Genomic DNA, 16,736 nt, shown 5'->3' on the forward strand with positions numbered 1-16,736 from the left:
TTGAATTGTGAATCGTTATCTAGTTTTGAAGGAATATATTATTCCTGAAAACTTTATACAAAGTGAAAGGGTTTCGAGGAACGAACAGTTCAAGGAATCGATTGAGGAGACACCGGAGCGTACTTCAGTACGTGAGGATGTTGACGAATGAGATGACGCAGAAATGTGAAGTTCATCGGAAGCCGTAAACTAAATTATTTGGTGATGATGGCGAAGAGGTCACACCCGTTCCCATGCCGAACACGGAAGTTAAGCTCTTCAGCGCCGATGGTAGTTGGGGGTTTCCCCCTGTGAGAGTAGGACGTCGCCAAGTAAGATGGAGAAAAGATCAGTAGAGATGCTGGTCTTTTTTTGTATTTAGAAGAATAGATAGAGAGGTAGGAATGAGGAAAGAGATAAAAATAGGAAAGAAACAGAACTGGCAAATAAATTACAGTCATGACTATTATATCGCAGAGTAAGACTCTTCAAGATAATTACTGTTTCATTAGGAAATAAAGACATGATAACTAGTACTCGACTGGATGTATTGAACCTTAGACGTGACAAACTGCTGTTTTGACGTGATGCTCCAGAAAATTGACTTGATCAGATGTCAATTCGACGTGATGATCAGTAATTGACGTGATGATCCAAACCTTAGACGTGACAAACTAATGTTTTGACGTGATGCTCCGGAAAATTGACTTGATCCGATGTCAATTCGACGTGACGCCCAGAAATTGACGTGATGACCCGAACCTTAGACGTGACAAACTGATATTTTGACGTGACGCTCAGTAAAATTGACTTGATCCGATGTCAATTCGACGTGACGTCCAGAAATTGACGTGATGACCATCTCTGTAAATAAAAGATTATAACAGGTACCTCTAATCTAGAGGTACCTACCTAACTTCACGCATCAACTCACTTCTTTACAAACGCTACTTTCTATAACCGCCCTTCCAAGAACTCCAAAATAAAAAAAGGAATTTTCCTTTTAGCGATTTCCATATATCTTAGTATGAATGGATAGTCATCATTAGTGGCACCTAGTAGTAGTTCATACCACCATTCAGTTTCGTATCTAGAGATCATACTTAGATTATAAAGCAGTAAATAATGAACAAGTATCTCTGGTAAATTTGATAACGATTCACGGGTATTTGGCAAGTAGTACGCTTTCTCTTCAATGTGATATAAAAATGGTGACAATTGGATTGATGAATTTGCTTGGTTACTTTTAAGATATAGATTATTTTCTTCTTCTCTCACAATATTATATTGATATCGTTCTTTTATAAATTCTCCAAGACGATTTACCGACATATGAAAGGATTGGGCAATGTCTTCAGTAAGAGCTAGATGACCTAATTTATCACTTGATATCTTAATAAGGGGATTGTCTGATAGATGAAAGATAAAAACATCTTTCATTTCTGCAATTTGTTTTAGTAATTGTTCCATTGAGTATTTTTCTGCTTCAAGATGATCGATATGAAAAAGATGTTTGGCAACATGACTGAATAACCCGTTTCTTTGAATTTTAATTTCATCTTTTAAAAATTGGTATTGTTGCTTTTTTCGTTTTCTACTTGATACACCATGAGCTAGAACAGATGATGTGGAGGGGTATTCAGGGTCCACAATTAATAAACAAGCTTTGATCAGTTGTGATATACCGTAAAAGAGCAAGATTGGCTGAATGGCATGTGGTGATTGATCTGCTTGCTTAAAAAAGTTTTCGCCATGTTTTAGGAAATAGATGAATCGGTAACAATTATCATATGACAGACCACTCGCATTATCATATGAGGAAAGTTGGTAACTTCTCTCTAGTTTCTTTTGTATAGTCTGTGTTGAATGATAAGATAGTAAGCGTTCCCAAGTTAGTGCTGACATAAATTGTACACTCCAATTAATAAATTCTAAATATTTAAACTCTTTATTACTTTCTTGACAGTCTAATGACATGTTGATAATCTACTAATAATATTTTGCCGAATAAGGGGGATTTTACTATGTGGGAACAAAAATTTTCTAAAGAAGGCTTAACTTTTGATGATGTTTTATTAGTACCAGCTAAATCAGAGGTTTTACCTAGAGATGTTGATTTAAGTGTACAATTAACTCCAAGCTTAACGCTTAATATTCCAATCATTAGTGCTGGGATGGATACAGTAACAGAAGCAGAATTAGCAATTGCCATTGCAAGACAGGGTGGTATGGGTGTTATCCATAAAAACATGTCAATTGAGCAACAAGCAGAGCAAGTGGATAAAGTAAAAAGATCTGAAAGAGGAGTTATTACTGATCCATTTTATTTAACTCCAGAGCATCAAGTGTATGATGCAGAGCACTTAATGGGTAAATATAGAATTTCAGGTGTTCCGATTGTAAATAACCCCGAAGAACAAAAGTTAGTTGGAATCATCACAAACCGTGATATGAGATTTATTCAGGATTATTCAATAAAGATCAGTGATGTGATGACAAAAGAAAATCTTGTAACAGCAGATGTTGGAACAACATTAAAGGATGCCGAGAGTATCTTACAAAAACATAAAATTGAAAAATTACCTTTAGTTGATGAAGATGGTGTACTTAAAGGATTAATAACGATTAAGGATATTGAAAAAGTTATTGAGTTCCCTCATTCAGCAAAAGACTCACATGGTCGTTTAGTAGTTGCTGCAGCAGTAGGAGTAACAGCAGATACAATGGTACGTGTACAGAAGTTGGTTGAAAAAAATGTAGATGCGATTGTTGTTGATACTGCCCATGGTCATTCTAAAGGTGTATTAGAAACAGTAAAAGCAATTCGTAACGAATATCCTGAATTAAACATCATTGCTGGTAATGTCGCAACAGCAGATGCTACAAGAGATTTAATTGAAGCAGGAGCGAATGTAGTTAAAGTTGGAATTGGTCCTGGTTCTATTTGTACAACAAGGGTTGTAGCTGGAGTAGGTGTTCCACAAATTACAGCTGTTTATGATTGTGCAACTGAGGCTAGAAAGCATGGAGTTTCCATTATCGCTGACGGAGGAATTAAATACTCTGGAGATATGGTAAAAGCACTTGCAGCTGGTGGTCATGCTGTTATGTTAGGAAGCTTGCTTGCAGGTACTTCTGAGAGCCCAGGAGCAACTGAAATCTTCCAAGGAAGACGATTTAAAGTATACCGTGGAATGGGATCAGTTGCAGCGATGGAGAAGGGAAGTAAGGACCGTTACTTCCAAGAAGATAATAAAAAGTTTGTTCCAGAGGGAATTGAAGGAAGAACTCCTTACAAAGGTCCATTAGCTGATACAATTTATCAGCTTGTTGGTGGAATCCGATCAGGAATGGGATATTGTGGTACGAAAGATCTTCAAGAACTAAGAGAAAACTCACAATTTATTCGTATGACAGGTGCAGGCTTAAAAGAAAGCCATCCACACGATGTACAAATTACGAAAGAAGCCCCAAATTACTCTTTATAATAGGACTTTTGAAACAAAAAAGAGGTAATTATGGCAGAACTATAACATTTGACAGAGTCTATGACTCTGTCTATTTTTTTTATCCTTTCTATGATAAAATCTATCTTGTTGTGTCTAGATAGAGAAAAACATTCACTGAATTTTAAATAGATTGACTAAAAACATGGAGGTAATGAACAACGTGAGAATAAAACAATTAATTGCAATTGTCGTTGCTTTTGCATTTGTAATTACGTCTTTTTACCCTTATTCAAATGCACAAGCAGCAGAGCCCATTTCTATTAATGCAAGTTCTGCAATCATTATTGAAGAATCAACAGGTACTATTCTTTATGGTAAAAACGTAGATGAAATGCTACCAGTCGCTAGTATGGCAAAGGTTATGACAGAGTACCTGGTGCTAGAAGCAATAAAGGATGGAAAAATCAAGTGGGATCAAACGTATACACCTAGTGAATATGTGTATGAAATTTCTCAAAATCGTAATCTATCAAATGTACCATTACGACTTGATGGCTCTTACAATGTAGAGGAATTATATGAGGCTATGGCCATTTATTCTGCAAATGGTGCAGCAATTGGTCTGGCTGAGTTAATTGCTGGATCCGAAACGGCATTTGTAAAAATGATGAATGATAAAGCAAAAGAATTAGGTTTAACAAACTATGAATTTGTTAATGCAACAGGATTAGAAAATAAAGATTTACTTGGAAAGCACCCTGAAGGAACAAGTGCAGATGCAGAAAGTAAAGTTTCTGCTCGAGATATGGCACTGTTATCACAACGATTAATTCAGGATTTTCCTGATATCTTAAAAACAGCTAGTATTGCTAAAAAAACCTTCAGAGAAGGAACTGATGATGCTACAGAGATGCCAAACTGGAACTGGATGCTTCCAGGTCTTGTTTACGGCTATGAAGGCGTTGATGGACTGAAAACTGGATCAACTTCATCTGCAGGCTCTTGCTTTACAGCAACTGCTGAAAAAAACGGTATGCGAGTAATCACAGTTGTGATGAATGCAAAAGCTGAAGATGGAGGTGGAGATGTTAAAAATCCACGCTTCTTTGCAACCGAAAAGATGTTGAATTATGCGTTTGATCATTTTACAGTAAAAGAAGTTTTTCCTGCTGGTTATCAAATTAAGAAAGAGTCAACGATCCCGGTAGTAAAAGGGAAAGAAGATAGTGTATCTGTAGAAACAAAGAAAGCCGTTACGCTTGTTGTGAAAAATGGAGAAGAAGAATCATATAAGGCATCTTATAAGATTGATTCTAGTCAATTAACGAAAGTAGGAGAATTGACTGCTCCAGTTAAGGAAGGTCAAAAGGTAGGAACAATGATTGTGAATTATGCTGGTGAAGGAGAAGCACTAAGCTATGTTCAAAAAGATAAACTTCCTCAAGTAGATCTTATTACAAAAGAAGCTGTTGAAAAGGCAAACTGGTTTGTTTTATCCATGAGAGGAATTGGTGGTTTCTTTGGTGGATTATGGGAAACAGTAACAGACACAGTTAAAGACTGGTTTTAAGTAGGAAGACTCCCAATGTGGGGGTCTTTTTCTTTTTGGTTTGAGAAACAGTATAAAAAAGTATTAAATTTTTACTGAAATAGGTATATAATAGAAAATTATCTCAGGTGCAAAATGATAGAATAGTGAAATATGTAGGAATTGTTTTACTAATTATATTTATTTTGATAGGATTTTTTTAGAAGTTAGGATAAAATATAGCGTAGATGAATTTTTCATATAGCTAAAACAAATCCTATTACATAGGAAATTACATAAGGGGGACAAACAGATGAGTAACAATACAGGTACTGACCGCGTAAAACGTGGAATGGCAGAAATGCAAAAAGGCGGCGTCATCATGGACGTTGTAAATGCAGAGCAAGCAAAAATCGCAGAGGAAGCAGGCGCTGTTGCTGTAATGGCACTTGAGCGAGTTCCAGCTGACATTCGTGCAGCAGGCGGTGTAGCAAGAATGGCTGATCCTACAATCGTTGAGGACGTTATGAATGCTGTATCTATTCCAGTTATGGCAAAAGCTCGTATCGGTCACATCGTTGAAGCTCGTGTACTTGAAGCTATGGGTGTAGATTATATTGATGAGAGTGAAGTATTAACTCCAGCTGACGAAGAATATCACCTACTAAAAAGTGATTTCACAGTTCCATTTGTATGTGGATGCCGTGATCTTGGTGAAGCAACACGCCGTATTGCTGAAGGTGCTTCAATGCTTCGTACAAAAGGTGAGCCAGGTACTGGTAACATCGTTGAGGCGGTACGTCATATGCGTAAAGTAAATGCTCAAATTCGTAAAGTTGCAGCAATGAGTGAAGATGAATTAATGACTGAAGCGAAAAATCTTGGTGCACCATTTGAACTTCTTCTTCAAATCAAAAAAGAAGGTAAATTACCTGTTGTTAACTTCGCAGCTGGTGGTGTAGCAACTCCTGCTGATGCGGCATTAATGATGCAATTAGGAGCAGACGGTGTATTCGTTGGTTCTGGTATCTTTAAATCAGAAAATCCTGCAAAATTTGCTCGTTCAATCGTTGAAGCAACAACACACTTCCAAGATTATGAGTTAATTGCAAGCCTATCAAAAGGACTTGGATCTGCAATGCAAGGAATTGAAATTTCAAGCCTTTTACCAGAACACAGAATGCAAGAGCGTGGTTGGTAAGATAAAGGAGTTTTTTACATGCTGAAAATTGGTGTTTTAGGTTTACAAGGTGCTGTGCGAGAACATATTCGTTCAATCGAAGCTTGTGGTGCAGAAGGAATCGTCGTTAAGACAACAGATCAACTTGATGACCTTGACGGCTTAATTATTCCAGGTGGAGAAAGCACCACAATGCGTCGCTTAATCGATAAATATAACTTCATGGAACCTTTAAAAGCTTTTGCTGAATCAGGTAAGCCTATGTTCGGAACATGTGCAGGCTTAATTCTATTAGCAAAAAATCTAGTAGGTTATTCTGAGTCTCATTTAGGATTATTGGATGTTACGGTAGAACGTAACTCCTTTGGTCGCCAAAAGGATAGCTTTGAAGCAGAGCTAATGATTACCGGTGTTGGTGAAGATTTTGTTGGTGTCTTCATACGAGCTCCACATATTGTGGAAGTTGGAGAAGATGTAGAGATTTTATCTAAACATAACGGAAGAATCGTTGCTGCTAGACAGGGTCAATTTCTTGGATGCTCATTTCATCCAGAACTAACGGATGATCACCGAATGACTCAGTTATTTATAAATATGGTGAAAGAGTCTAAATAAAAGGTATAAAAAACTTGCTAGTGCTGTAAACTTATAGTAAATTATGTACTAAATCAATTATATGAAAACATGATGATAGGAACTAGTAGCATGATGTTCTATCTATAGAGAGCCGATGGCTGGTGAAAATCGGTGATAGATGCTTGCGAATCCATCCTTGAATGAATGGCTGAACAAACAACAGTTTAAGTAGGTTATTCCGGCTATGACCGTTATTCATTAAGTGAAAAATACATTTGTATTTTTAACTAGGGTGGCAACGCGGGTAACTCTCGTCCCTTCTATGGGACGGGAGTTTTTTGTGTTCAAATATATTCTATTGAAAAGGAGAATGTTAATATGTTGGATATTAAATTTTTACGTGCTAACTTGGATGAAGCAAAACAAAAATTAGCCAAACGTGGAGAGGATTTAACGGACTTTGGCAAATTTGAGGATCTGGATAAAAAAAGAAGAGAGCTTATCGCAGCTACAGAAGAATTAAAAAGCAAAAGAAATGAAGTATCTTCTCAGGTTGCTCAACTAAAAAGGGAAAAACAGGATGCTGATCACCTTATTAGTGAAATGAAAGACGTAGGAGAAAAAATAAAAGAATATGATGATGAATTACGCGAGGTAGAAACAGCATTAGAGCAATTGCTATTATCTATCCCAAATATTCCTCATGAAAGTGTTCCTGTTGGTGATACAGAAGATGATAATGTAGAAGCTCGAAATTGGGGAAAGATCCCTGAATTCTCATTTGAACCAAAACCGCATTGGGAAATTGCAGATGGTCTGCAAATTTTAGATTTCGAAAGAGCAGCAAAAGTAACTGGCAGCCGTTTTGTATTCTATCGTGGTTTAGGAGCTAGATTAGAGAGAGCACTCTTTAACTTTATGCTTGATTTACATGTAGAGGAACATGGTTATACAGAAATCATGCCACCTTTTATTGTGAATAGAGATAGTATGACTGGAACAGGTCAATTACCAAAATTTGAGGAAGATGCTTTTAAGATCGTTGGAGAAGACTATTTCTTAATTCCAACGGCAGAAGTTCCAGTAACAAATTTACATCGTGAGGAAATCCTTAATGTAGAACAACTTCCAATCAGCTATGCTGCATTCAGTGCAAATTTCCGTTCAGAAGCTGGATCTGCTGGGAGAGATACAAGAGGACTAATTCGTCAACATCAGTTTAACAAAGTAGAGCTTGTTCGTTTCGTTAAACCAGAGGATTCTTATGAGGAGCTAGAAAAGCTAACAGGTCATGCTGAAAAAGTACTTCAATTATTAGGACTACCATATCGTGTTATGAGCATGTGTACAGCTGATCTTGGATTCACAGCAGCTAAAAAGTATGACTTAGAAGTCTGGATTCCAAGCTATGGAACGTATCGTGAAATCTCTTCTTGTAGTAATTTTGAGGCATTCCAAGCTCGACGTGCTAATATTCGATTCAGAAGAGAAGCCAAAGCGAAAGTTGAACATGTTCACACATTAAATGGATCTGGTTTAGCAATTGGTCGTACAGTTGCTGCTATTTTAGAAAATTATCAGCAAGAAGATGGATCAGTCATTATTCCAGAGGTATTAAGACCGTATATGGGGAACAAAGAACGTATATCTGTTGTAGAATAAAAACGCAGGTTTAGAAAGAAATTTAAGGTTTTTAATAAAACTAAAATTTTTTTAAAGAATTGTTGACAAGCATATATATCTTATGATAAATTATATCTTGTCAACAAGGAGGAATACCCAAGTCCGGCTGAAGGGATCGGTCTTGAAAACCGACAGGGGTGTCAAAGCCCGCAGGGGTTCGAATCCCCTTTCCTCCTCCATAATATTATAAATAATTCTCATATTAAGCGCATAAAATATGGGAGATTGGTGAAAATCGTTACATAGTAACGGTTTTTTTTATTACCCTTTGTAAGGGCTTAACTCTAGATAGAGTAATAAAAGGCATTTAAGATCAGAATTTCTGTTCCTAAATGCCTTTTTTATTGTATCTTATTTTTTGAGAAATTTTGTTTGCTCAATAAAGTAGCCAATTCTTTCTATAATTGGTTCAATGGATTGGTCATTTGTCATAATGTCGTAATCATTAATGTTAATACGTAAAACAGGGCAGGCGTTGAAGTTATTAATCCAATCCTCATAACGCTGGTGCATCTCTTGCCAATATTCTACGGGAGTTTGCTGCTCCATAGCTCGTCCACGTAATTTAATTCGAGATAATATATCGTCTAAACTTCCTTCAAGATAGATCAGAAGGTCAGGATGTGGGAAATAAGGGGTCATAACCATTGCATCAAATAAATTTCGGTATGTTTCATAATCTACTTCAGACATTGTTCCTTTTTCATAATGCATTTTTGCAAAGATTCCAGTGTCTTCATAGATGGAACGATCCTGAATAAATCCTCCGCCATATTCAAAAATCTTTTTTTGCTCTTTAAAGCGTTCAGCAAGAAAATAGATTTGTAAATGAAAGCTCCATCTTTCAAAATCCGCATAAAATTTGTCAAGATAAGGATTGGAATCAACTTTCTCAAACGATGTTTTAAAATCAAGTTCCTTTGCCAGAGCTTTTGTCATGGTTGACTTTCCTACACCAACGGTACCTGCAATCGTAATCACAGCATTGTTTGGAATATTATATTTTTCTCGTAAATTCATCTATTGTTACTCCTTTTTGCAAATACTGATTCAATGTATTGAATATATAGGTTAAGTCTTGTTTATTTTGAACAAAATCTAATGAATCTCCGTTAAATCGTATAATAGGGATGGATGGATTTTCTTTTTCCCATTGTGTCATAGCAATATCATAGTCTTCTGAGAGTTGTTGCAAGTAGTTTGGGTCAATTTGATGCTCAATTTCGCGACCTCTTTTTGCAATTCTATTAAGTAGAGTATCTAAACTTGCGCTTAAATAAATAATGATATTTGGCTTAGGCATTCCATCCGTTAAAATATCATAGATTTTTAAGTATTTATCATACTGCTCATTTTTTAATGTACGTTTAGCAAAAATAAGATTTTTATAAATATGATAATCCGCTACAACTGGTTTATTGACTTGGAGAAATTTTTTATCGATATCTTCTAATTGTTTATAACGATTGCAAAGAAAGAACATTTCTGTTTGAAAGCTCCACTCCTCAATATCAGCGTAAAACTTTCCTAAGAAAGGATTCTCTTCAACAATTTCTTTTAATAGATGAAACTGATAATAATCAGCAATTGCTTTAGATAATGATGTTTTTCCAACACCAATTGGTCCCTCTACAGTAATAAAGGGTATATTCATAATGGGTCCTCCTTCAAAACGAAACACCTATACTAAAAATCGACAAATTTCATTTTACCATGCAAAACCCATTTTGAGTTAAAAATTAACTGATTGCTTTCTTTTTCTATATTTATCTCACAATCCCTAACAATTTACTTAAAATTAACCAAAAAAGCACCCATTTTTCAATGAGTACTTCAGTAGGTAACTATTTCTTCTCAATTGTGAAGTTATCAGCAAGGAGGAGCCAATTTTGTGGAAAGGCTAAGCCTAGTTTCCAATAGCTAATTCCTCTTAAATCTAACTCTTTAATCAAATCATATTTAGCTTGAATGGACCTTGCATCCTCAAACCATACTTTATGTTCTTTACCACCGGCATCAGTATAATTAAAATGAGGTGCTTGTGCTTCTTGATCATAGCGAATTGGTACGTTGTTCGTACTTGCTAATTGGATAGCTTGTTGAGGGCTTACTGCCTTTGCGTATTGACCACCAGCCACAAAAGGAAGCGTCCAGTCATATCCATATAGGTTTTGACCCATCATAATTTTGCGACTAGGCATCTCACTAATCGCATATTCTAACACTTCTCGAACAGGGCCAATTGGTGATACTGCCAAAGGAGGTCCAGCGCTGTATCCCCATTCATAAGTCATAATAACAACGAAATCAACAATTTGACCGTGTGCCTTGTAATCATGTCCTTCATACCATTTTCCTTTTTGATCTGCACTCGTTTTAGGAGCTAAAGCTGTTGATAGAAGCCAACCTTCTTGACTAAATCTAGCTTTTGCTTTTCTTAGAAATTGATTGTATGCCTCACGATCTTGAGGTCTTAAATACTCCATGTCAAAATGGATATCTCTAAATCCATATTTCTTTGCTGTTCTTACGATATTATCTAACAGTTTATTTTGTATATCCATGTTTGTTAAAACAATTCTACCTAATTCATCACTAAATTGATCATTTTCTAAGTTGGTGATGGCCATCATTAATGTGACGCCATTTTGTCGGGCAATCTCCGGAAAGTTATTTAATAATGGTTCTTTTAATGTACCATCTCTCTGAATTTGAAAGCTAAAAGGACCCAAGTATGTTAAATATGGTGCAGCCTCACGAGCTGCTTGCTCAAGGTTAGCAGCTACACTTGTACCTCTAGGCTCAATATAAGCATTGGATTCTACAGATCTTTTTTGTCCTTCAGGTATATATAATCTGAATCCAGGTGAAAGTGGCTGATTCACATTAAGATTATTAATTCTAGCTAACTCTGCAGCTGAAAAACCATATCTTTGGGCTATTGAAAATAAGCTGTCTCCAGGTTGGACCCAATAAAACCTTCCTTTAATCGGGATAACAAGCGCTTGACCGATAACCAGATTATTAGGGTTTGGTAATTCATTTGTTCGAACGATTTCATTTACAGTTGTATTATAGGCCTGTGCAATACCATACAAACTTTGTCCTTGCTGGACAATATGTATTTGCATGTCTATCCTCCTCACAAAAACATTTTAGTACATCATATGTGAAGGAGGCTTGATACATGTCAGCTATTTTTAGACTCAGGTAATAGATGCTTTAAGAGTATGTTTCATCATTCTTAATGCAAAATCATTATCCTCCTCTGTATTAGAGGCAATGCAATCAGAGGGAATAGTAATTCGATATTCTCTCATATATGCATCGTTAGCTGTAAACAAGACACATATATTCCCGGCAATCCCTGTAATGACAAGTTCCTTAATATTTAAGCTATATAAAAGGGTATTCAATGCTGTACCATAAAAAGCAGAATGTTTCGGTTTAATCAAAAAGTAATCATCATCATTAGGATAAAGGCGATGAATGATATTTTCACTTAATGAATTTCGGCACTTTGCTGCAATCTTTTCAAAGTTGGCTTGCCATAGTTTATAATGATCATTGATATAAATAATTGGAGAGCCGTTCTTTTTCATGTTTTCCTTCAGAGAAAGAATGTTATGTGAGATGGTATCAGCTTGTTTAGCTAAGATAGGGCCATTATGAAATTGAAAATCATTGATCATATCTATAATGAGGAGTGCTTGTTCACTTTTTGTTTTCATTGATCGATTCTCCTTTTTAAACAATAGGATGAACAAATTCACCAATTCTATAAGGGGTAACTCAAGTATGAATGATCAACACTTTATGAAAATAGCTTTAGAAGAGGCAAGAAAAGCAAAAGAAATCGGAGAAGTTCCAATTGGGGCAGTGATTGTTTTAAATGATATCGTTGTGGGTGCAGCTCATAATTTGAGGGAAACTGAACAACGATCGATTGCTCATGCTGAAATCTTAGCAATTGACCAAGCGTGTAAGACAGTAGATTCTTGGAGATTAGAAGATGCTACACTATATGTTACATTAGAGCCTTGTCCTATGTGTGCTGGTGCCATTGTCCTTTCGAGGATAAAGAGAGTTGTTTACGGTGCTTCTGACCCAAAGGGTGGATGTGCAGGTACTCTAATGAACTTACTTCAGGAGGAGCGGTTTAATCACCAAGTTGAAGTCACAAAGGGAATTGAAGAGCAGGAATGTAGTGAAATGCTCAGTTCTTTTTTTCGTGAGTTAAGAGAGAAGAAAAAGAAAAGAAAAAACACATGACAAAAACTTACAAAGTCTAACCATTGCATTTTATATGAGAAGGATATATACTAATACATGCGTCGGACAAACGGCGCAACTAAATATGGTATCAATTTTGCCGTGCTAAGCGGGGAGGTAGCGGTGCCCTGTACTCGCAATCCGCTCTAGCGAGGCCGAATCCCTTCTAGAGGTTAGAACACTGTAGGGCTGCCTCAAGTAAGTGGTGTTGACGCTTGGGTCCTGCGCAATGGGAATCCATGAACCATGTCAGGTCCGGAAGGAAGCAGCATTAAGTGGAAGCTCTCATGTGCCGCGGGGTTGCCTGAGCCGAGCTAACTGCTTGAGTAACGCCTATGGTGGCTAATCGACGGAAGGTGCACGGCAGTTAATTTTAAAATAAAACTCACTCTTATAGGGTGAGTTTTTTATTTACATGAAAGAATGTAATAATTCACAACTGGTTATTAAAAAACGTATAAACATTCATCTTATTGTGCATTTATTTTATATTATTCAACAATAAGGTTAGCGAAAGAAAAATGTTCGTTTTTGGTTTAAAAGTGATCATTATGAATGAACTCACATATAAACAACTTTGTAAAATTTCTGTTGGTTGTTATAATAAAAAGGAAGAAGAAGAAGGGAGACGTTTTTGTGGGTTATCAAGCTCTATATCGTGTTTTTCGACCACAGCTGTTTCATGATGTGGTTGGACAAGAACATATTACTAAAACCTTACAAAATGCCCTATTACAAAATAAATTTTCACATGCTTATCTTTTTTCTGGACCACGTGGAACAGGGAAAACAAGTGCAGCGAAAATCTTTGCAAAAGCAGTGAACTGTGAAAAGGCACCAGTTGCGGAGCCATGTAATGAGTGTGCTGCTTGTAAAGGAATCACAAACGGGTCAATTTCTGATGTCATTGAGATTGATGCTGCATCTAATAACGGTGTTGATGAAATAAGGGATATAAGAGATAAAGTAAAGTATGCACCATCATCTGTACAATATAAGGTATATATCGTCGATGAAGTTCATATGTTATCGATTGGAGCTTTTAATGCCTTACTTAAAACGCTAGAAGAGCCTCCTAAGCATGTGATTTTTATCTTAGCTACAACAGAACCACATAAGATCCCGCTAACAATCATCTCCCGCTGTCAACGCTTTGATTTTAGAAGAATTACTGCATCTGCTATTGTAGGGAGAATGAAGGAAATCATACATAATCAGCAGGTTAATGTAGAAGAAGCAGCTCTAGATGTAATAGCAAGAGCAGCTGATGGTGGTATGCGTGATGCGTTAAGCCTCCTAGATCAAGCTATATCTTATAGTGATGAGCAAGTAAGTATTGATGAAGCTTTGCTAATTACTGGGTCTGTCTCTCAAGAGATTATCGGAAGAATTGCAGAGGCCATTCATCAAAAAGATGTGACAATTGCCTTACAAGCACTTGATCAACTTATGTATCAAGGTAAAGACCCAAGTAGATTTATTGAAGATTTTATTTTTTATTACCGAGACATGCTTCTTTACCAGACGGCACCAACGTTAGAAGATGTACTTGAACGAGTATCAGTTGATGAACAATTTATTCAACTTTCAAAGGAAATCCCTTCTGCTGAGATTTATGAGACAATTGATGTTTTAAGTAAAAGTCAGCAAGAGATGAAATGGACAAACCATCCACGAATTTTTTTAGAGGTAGCACTTGTGAAGCTTTGTCAAAGTGCTCATACTACTTCTCAGCCTAATCAAGAGGGGTATCAAGCACTTCTAGATAAGATAAACAATTTACAATCAGAAATAAACCGAATAAAACAGCAAGGGATCTCTGCACCACAGCAGGCTGCAACAGGTTCTGAACCAAAGCAGCGCTCAATGAAAAGTGGTGGTTATAAAACACCAGAAGGAAGAATTCAAGAAATCCTTAAAAACGCTACAAGAAAAGACTTAGAGATAATTAAAGGACGCTGGGCAGAGCTGCTAGAGATGCTAAGACGCCAAAATAAGGTGTCTCATGCAGCACTACTAAATGATAGTGAACCTGTAGCAGCATCAGATCATGCCTTTGTTTTGAAATTCAAATTTGAAATTCATTGTAAAATGGTAGCTGAAAATAACAATAATGTTCGAACAAACTTAGAAATGATTTTACAGGAATTAGTCGGCAAGAATATGGAAATGGTTGGCGTTCCAGAACATGATTGGGGTAAAATAAGGAAGGAATTCCTTAAAGACCAAAAAGACGATGAGCAAAATCAGCAAGAAAGTGGAGAAGAAGATCCTTTAATTGCTGAAGCAAGAAAATTAGTAGGAAATGAACTTATTGAAATAAAAGACTAAAAACTGGAGGAATGTAAAATGATGCGTGGCGGAATGGGTAATATGCAAAAGATGATGAAGCAAATGCAAAAAATGCAAAAGGATATGGCGAAAGCCCAGGAAGAACTTGCTGAAAAAACAGTAGAAGGTACTGCTGGTGGCGGTATGGTAACTGTTGTTGTTAATGGCCAAAAGGAAATAGTAGAAGTTAACATTAAGGAAGAAGTAGTAGATCCAGAAGATATCGAAATGCTTCAAGACTTAGTATTAGCTGCTACAAACGATGCACTTAAAAAGATGGACGATTTAACAAATGAAACTATGGGACAATTCACAAAAGGAATGAATTTACCGGGAATGTTCTAGGAGGATTATCATGCATTATCCTGAACCAATATCAAAGCTAATCGATAGCTTTATGAAATTGCCAGGAATCGGTCCAAAAACGGCCGTTCGACTGGCTTTTTTTGTATTAAATATGAAAGAAGATGTGGTCTTGGATTTCGCAAAGGCTCTAGTTAATGCCAAGCGGAATTTATCGTACTGCTCTGTTTGTGGCCATATTACTGATCAGGATCCTTGTTATATATGCGAAGATGATCGACGTGATAAAAGCGTTGTTTGTGTTGTTCAAGATCCTAAAGATGTGATCGCAATGGAGAAAATGAAAGAATATAACGGACTGTACCATGTACTTCATGGTTCAATTTCTCCTATGGAAGGGATCGGACCTGAAGATATAAAAATACCGGAGCTTTTAAAAAGGCTTCAAGATGACGTGATTCAAGAAGTTATTTTAGCAACAAACCCTAATATTGAAGGGGAAGCAACTGCAATGTATATTTCAAGATTATTAAAGCCATCGGGTATTAAACTAACTAGAATTGCACATGGTTTACCGGTAGGTGGAGATTTGGAATATGCTGATGAAGTTACCCTATCAAGAGCACTAGAAGGAAGAAGAGAGCTGTAAAGGGGGGGATGAGATGCTTTTTCGCCGTAAAGGATGGCTGAGAAATCAATATGATCAACAACTGATTCAAAACTTACTTCTGAAGAAGAAAGAGTGGAATCGACAAAAGCAACTGATTGATAAAAGTGTTGAACCTTCTCCTGAGGTACTCTATGAATTAAAAGTAGCAGAAGCGAAATACTTCTTTTTATTAAAGGAAGCAAAAAACCGAAACATTAAAATTGGCAAGCTATAGTAGATGTTATCTATTATAGCTTGTTCTATTTTTAAACGCACTTCCATATCTTTTATAGTAAGAGGATAAAAGGGAGTGGTGAAATGGATCCTATTATAGTTTTTTCTATATTGGGTGGACTCGTACTGATTCTATTGTTTGTCGGAGCACCGATTAAACCAATTCAATGGATCGGTCAACTGTTTGTAAAGGTTATAGTTGGAGCGCTATTATTATTTTTTGTAAATGCATTTGGTACAAGCATAGATTTACATATTCCAATTAATCTAATAACATCAAGTATCTCTGGGATATTGGGAATCCCCGGGTTAGCAGCACTAATCGTTATAAAAACATTTATTATTGCTTAAAACAAGTGGGATATCCATTTGTTTTTCTTTTTGTGTTGACATGTTTTTAATGGGGTGTTATATTAGTATTCGTCTTTGAAAAAGGGCGACTTGCTTATTTAAAAACATCTTTTGAAAAACTTTTAAAAAGATGTTGACTTAAATGAAGCGAACGTGATAATATATTAAAGTCGCTTCTGATGAGGCGGAAAAAGTTCTTTG

16 protein-coding genes, 1 tRNA gene, 1 rRNA gene, 1 other RNA gene and 1 other annotated feature are annotated in these 16,736 nt (G+C 36.3%); of the genes, 14 read left to right on the plus strand and 5 right to left on the minus strand.

Annotated elements, in window-relative coordinates:
• Positions 1-197 precede the first annotated feature (197 nt).
• Positions 198-313 (plus strand): 5S ribosomal RNA (gene rrf, locus LPC09_RS00065).
• A gap of 620 nt (positions 314-933) precedes the next feature.
• Here the strand turns inward: rrf and LPC09_RS00070 are convergent.
• Positions 934-1,884 (minus strand): YaaC family protein, encoded by a 951-nt coding sequence (locus LPC09_RS00070; RefSeq protein ID WP_231308765.1) that lies wholly within the window; start codon positions 1,882-1,884, stop codon positions 934-936.
• Positions 1,885-2,003: 119 nt separating this feature from the next.
• On the opposite strand from LPC09_RS00070, the gene guaB reads away from it, so the two are divergent.
• The 6 genes from guaB (at position 2,004) to LPC09_RS00100 (ending at position 8,574) form a co-directional block, all read left to right on the plus strand.
• The gene (gene guaB / locus LPC09_RS00075; protein WP_121664097.1) at positions 2,004-3,467 is read left to right on the plus strand and encodes an IMP dehydrogenase; all 1,464 of its coding nucleotides are present in this window, start codon (positions 2,004-2,006) and stop codon (positions 3,465-3,467) included.
• A gap of 172 nt (positions 3,468-3,639) precedes the next feature.
• Positions 3,640-4,998 (plus strand): D-alanyl-D-alanine carboxypeptidase family protein, encoded by a 1,359-nt coding sequence (locus tag LPC09_RS00080; protein WP_231308766.1) that lies wholly within the window; start codon positions 3,640-3,642, stop codon positions 4,996-4,998.
• 271 nt (positions 4,999-5,269) lie between these two features.
• Entirely contained in the window at positions 5,270-6,157 is an 888-nt protein-coding gene (gene pdxS / locus LPC09_RS00085) for a pyridoxal 5'-phosphate synthase lyase subunit PdxS (RefSeq protein ID WP_121664099.1), read from the plus strand.
• An 18-nt stretch (positions 6,158-6,175) separates the two neighbouring features.
• Positions 6,176-6,751, plus strand: a complete 576-nt coding sequence (gene pdxT / locus LPC09_RS00090; RefSeq protein ID WP_121664100.1) for a pyridoxal 5'-phosphate synthase glutaminase subunit PdxT — start codon at positions 6,176-6,178, stop codon at positions 6,749-6,751.
• Between the two features lie 63 nt (positions 6,752-6,814).
• Positions 6,815-7,034 (plus strand) — a binding site (T-box leader).
• 56 nt (positions 7,035-7,090) lie between these two features.
• The gene (gene serS / locus LPC09_RS00095) at positions 7,091-8,374 is read left to right on the plus strand and encodes a serine--tRNA ligase (protein WP_121664101.1); all 1,284 of its coding nucleotides are present in this window, start codon (positions 7,091-7,093) and stop codon (positions 8,372-8,374) included.
• Positions 8,375-8,481: 107 nt separating this feature from the next.
• Positions 8,482-8,574, plus strand: a tRNA-Ser gene (locus LPC09_RS00100).
• 172 nt (positions 8,575-8,746) lie between these two features.
• On the opposite strand, the gene LPC09_RS00105 is transcribed toward LPC09_RS00100, so the two are convergent.
• The 4 genes from LPC09_RS00105 to LPC09_RS00120 all read right to left on the minus strand — a co-directional run bounded on the left by LPC09_RS00105 (position 8,747) and on the right by LPC09_RS00120 (position 12,126).
• A complete protein-coding gene (locus LPC09_RS00105; RefSeq protein ID WP_121664102.1) occupies positions 8,747-9,415 on the minus strand; it encodes a deoxynucleoside kinase in 669 nt (222 codons plus the stop codon).
• Positions 9,393-10,049, minus strand: a complete 657-nt coding sequence (locus LPC09_RS00110; RefSeq protein ID WP_218975592.1) for a deoxynucleoside kinase — start codon at positions 10,047-10,049, stop codon at positions 9,393-9,395. Before LPC09_RS00110 ends, LPC09_RS00105 begins: the two co-directional genes overlap by 23 nt.
• A gap of 190 nt (positions 10,050-10,239) precedes the next feature.
• Positions 10,240-11,526: a glycoside hydrolase family 18 protein gene (locus LPC09_RS00115; protein ID WP_121664103.1), complete on the minus strand. Its 1,287-nt coding sequence runs from the start codon at positions 11,524-11,526 to the stop codon at positions 10,240-10,242.
• Between the two features lie 75 nt (positions 11,527-11,601).
• Positions 11,602-12,126, minus strand: a complete 525-nt coding sequence (locus LPC09_RS00120) for a cysteine hydrolase family protein (protein ID WP_121664104.1) — start codon at positions 12,124-12,126, stop codon at positions 11,602-11,604.
• Positions 12,127-12,193: 67 nt separating this feature from the next.
• Here LPC09_RS00120 and tadA point away from each other — a divergent pair, with 67 nt between their 5' ends.
• The 7 genes from tadA to LPC09_RS00155 all read left to right on the plus strand — a co-directional run bounded on the left by tadA (position 12,194) and on the right by LPC09_RS00155 (position 16,535).
• Positions 12,194-12,667, plus strand: a complete 474-nt coding sequence (gene tadA / locus LPC09_RS00125) for a tRNA adenosine(34) deaminase TadA (RefSeq protein ID WP_218975593.1) — start codon at positions 12,194-12,196, stop codon at positions 12,665-12,667.
• 100 nt (positions 12,668-12,767) lie between these two features.
• An RNA gene (gene ffs, locus LPC09_RS00130) (signal recognition particle sRNA large type) lies at positions 12,768-13,031 on the plus strand.
• 272 nt (positions 13,032-13,303) lie between these two features.
• Positions 13,304-14,998, plus strand: coding sequence for a DNA polymerase III subunit gamma/tau (dnaX, locus tag LPC09_RS00135; protein WP_121664106.1), 1,695 nt, complete (start codon positions 13,304-13,306; stop codon positions 14,996-14,998).
• A 21-nt stretch (positions 14,999-15,019) separates the two neighbouring features.
• Positions 15,020-15,343, plus strand: a complete 324-nt coding sequence (locus LPC09_RS00140) for a YbaB/EbfC family nucleoid-associated protein (RefSeq protein ID WP_098798639.1) — start codon at positions 15,020-15,022, stop codon at positions 15,341-15,343.
• 10 nt (positions 15,344-15,353) lie between these two features.
• Positions 15,354-15,950: a recombination mediator RecR gene (gene recR, locus LPC09_RS00145; RefSeq protein WP_231308767.1), complete on the plus strand. Its 597-nt coding sequence runs from the start codon at positions 15,354-15,356 to the stop codon at positions 15,948-15,950.
• Positions 15,951-15,963: 13 nt separating this feature from the next.
• Positions 15,964-16,185, plus strand: coding sequence for a YaaL family protein (locus LPC09_RS00150; protein WP_098798626.1), 222 nt, complete (start codon positions 15,964-15,966; stop codon positions 16,183-16,185).
• An 83-nt stretch (positions 16,186-16,268) separates the two neighbouring features.
• Positions 16,269-16,535, plus strand: coding sequence for a pro-sigmaK processing inhibitor BofA family protein (locus LPC09_RS00155; protein WP_121664108.1), 267 nt, complete (start codon positions 16,269-16,271; stop codon positions 16,533-16,535).
• Positions 16,536-16,736 lie beyond the last annotated feature (201 nt).

Origin of the sequence: Metabacillus sp. B2-18 (genome assembly GCF_021117275.1) — a bacterium.
GTDB lineage: Bacteria > Bacillota > Bacilli > Bacillales > Bacillaceae > Metabacillus.

Coding starts and splice junctions, on each gene's coding strand:
- LPC09_RS00120 (WP_121664104.1), bottom strand. CDS start 12,126: ATGAAAACAAAAAGTGAACAAGCACTCCTCATTATAGATATGATCAAT.
- pdxT (WP_121664100.1), top strand. CDS start 6,176: ATGCTGAAAATTGGTGTTTTAGGTTTACAAGGTGCTGTGCGAGAACAT.
- recR (WP_231308767.1), top strand. CDS start 15,354: ATGCATTATCCTGAACCAATATCAAAGCTAATCGATAGCTTTATGAAA.
- LPC09_RS00155 (WP_121664108.1), top strand. CDS start 16,269: ATGGATCCTATTATAGTTTTTTCTATATTGGGTGGACTCGTACTGATT.
- LPC09_RS00110 (WP_218975592.1), bottom strand. CDS start 10,049: ATGAATATACCCTTTATTACTGTAGAGGGACCAATTGGTGTTGGAAAA.
- LPC09_RS00080 (WP_231308766.1), top strand. CDS start 3,640: ATGAACAACGTGAGAATAAAACAATTAATTGCAATTGTCGTTGCTTTT.
- serS (WP_121664101.1), top strand. CDS start 7,091: ATGTTGGATATTAAATTTTTACGTGCTAACTTGGATGAAGCAAAACAA.
- LPC09_RS00140 (WP_098798639.1), top strand. CDS start 15,020: ATGCGTGGCGGAATGGGTAATATGCAAAAGATGATGAAGCAAATGCAA.
- tadA (WP_218975593.1), top strand. CDS start 12,194: ATGAATGATCAACACTTTATGAAAATAGCTTTAGAAGAGGCAAGAAAA.
- guaB (WP_121664097.1), top strand. CDS start 2,004: ATGTGGGAACAAAAATTTTCTAAAGAAGGCTTAACTTTTGATGATGTT.
- LPC09_RS00070 (WP_231308765.1), bottom strand. CDS start 1,884: ATGTCAGCACTAACTTGGGAACGCTTACTATCTTATCATTCAACACAG.
- LPC09_RS00150 (WP_098798626.1), top strand. CDS start 15,964: ATGCTTTTTCGCCGTAAAGGATGGCTGAGAAATCAATATGATCAACAA.
- LPC09_RS00115 (WP_121664103.1), bottom strand. CDS start 11,526: ATGCAAATACATATTGTCCAGCAAGGACAAAGTTTGTATGGTATTGCA.
- pdxS (WP_121664099.1), top strand. CDS start 5,270: ATGAGTAACAATACAGGTACTGACCGCGTAAAACGTGGAATGGCAGAA.
- LPC09_RS00105 (WP_121664102.1), bottom strand. CDS start 9,415: ATGAATTTACGAGAAAAATATAATATTCCAAACAATGCTGTGATTACG.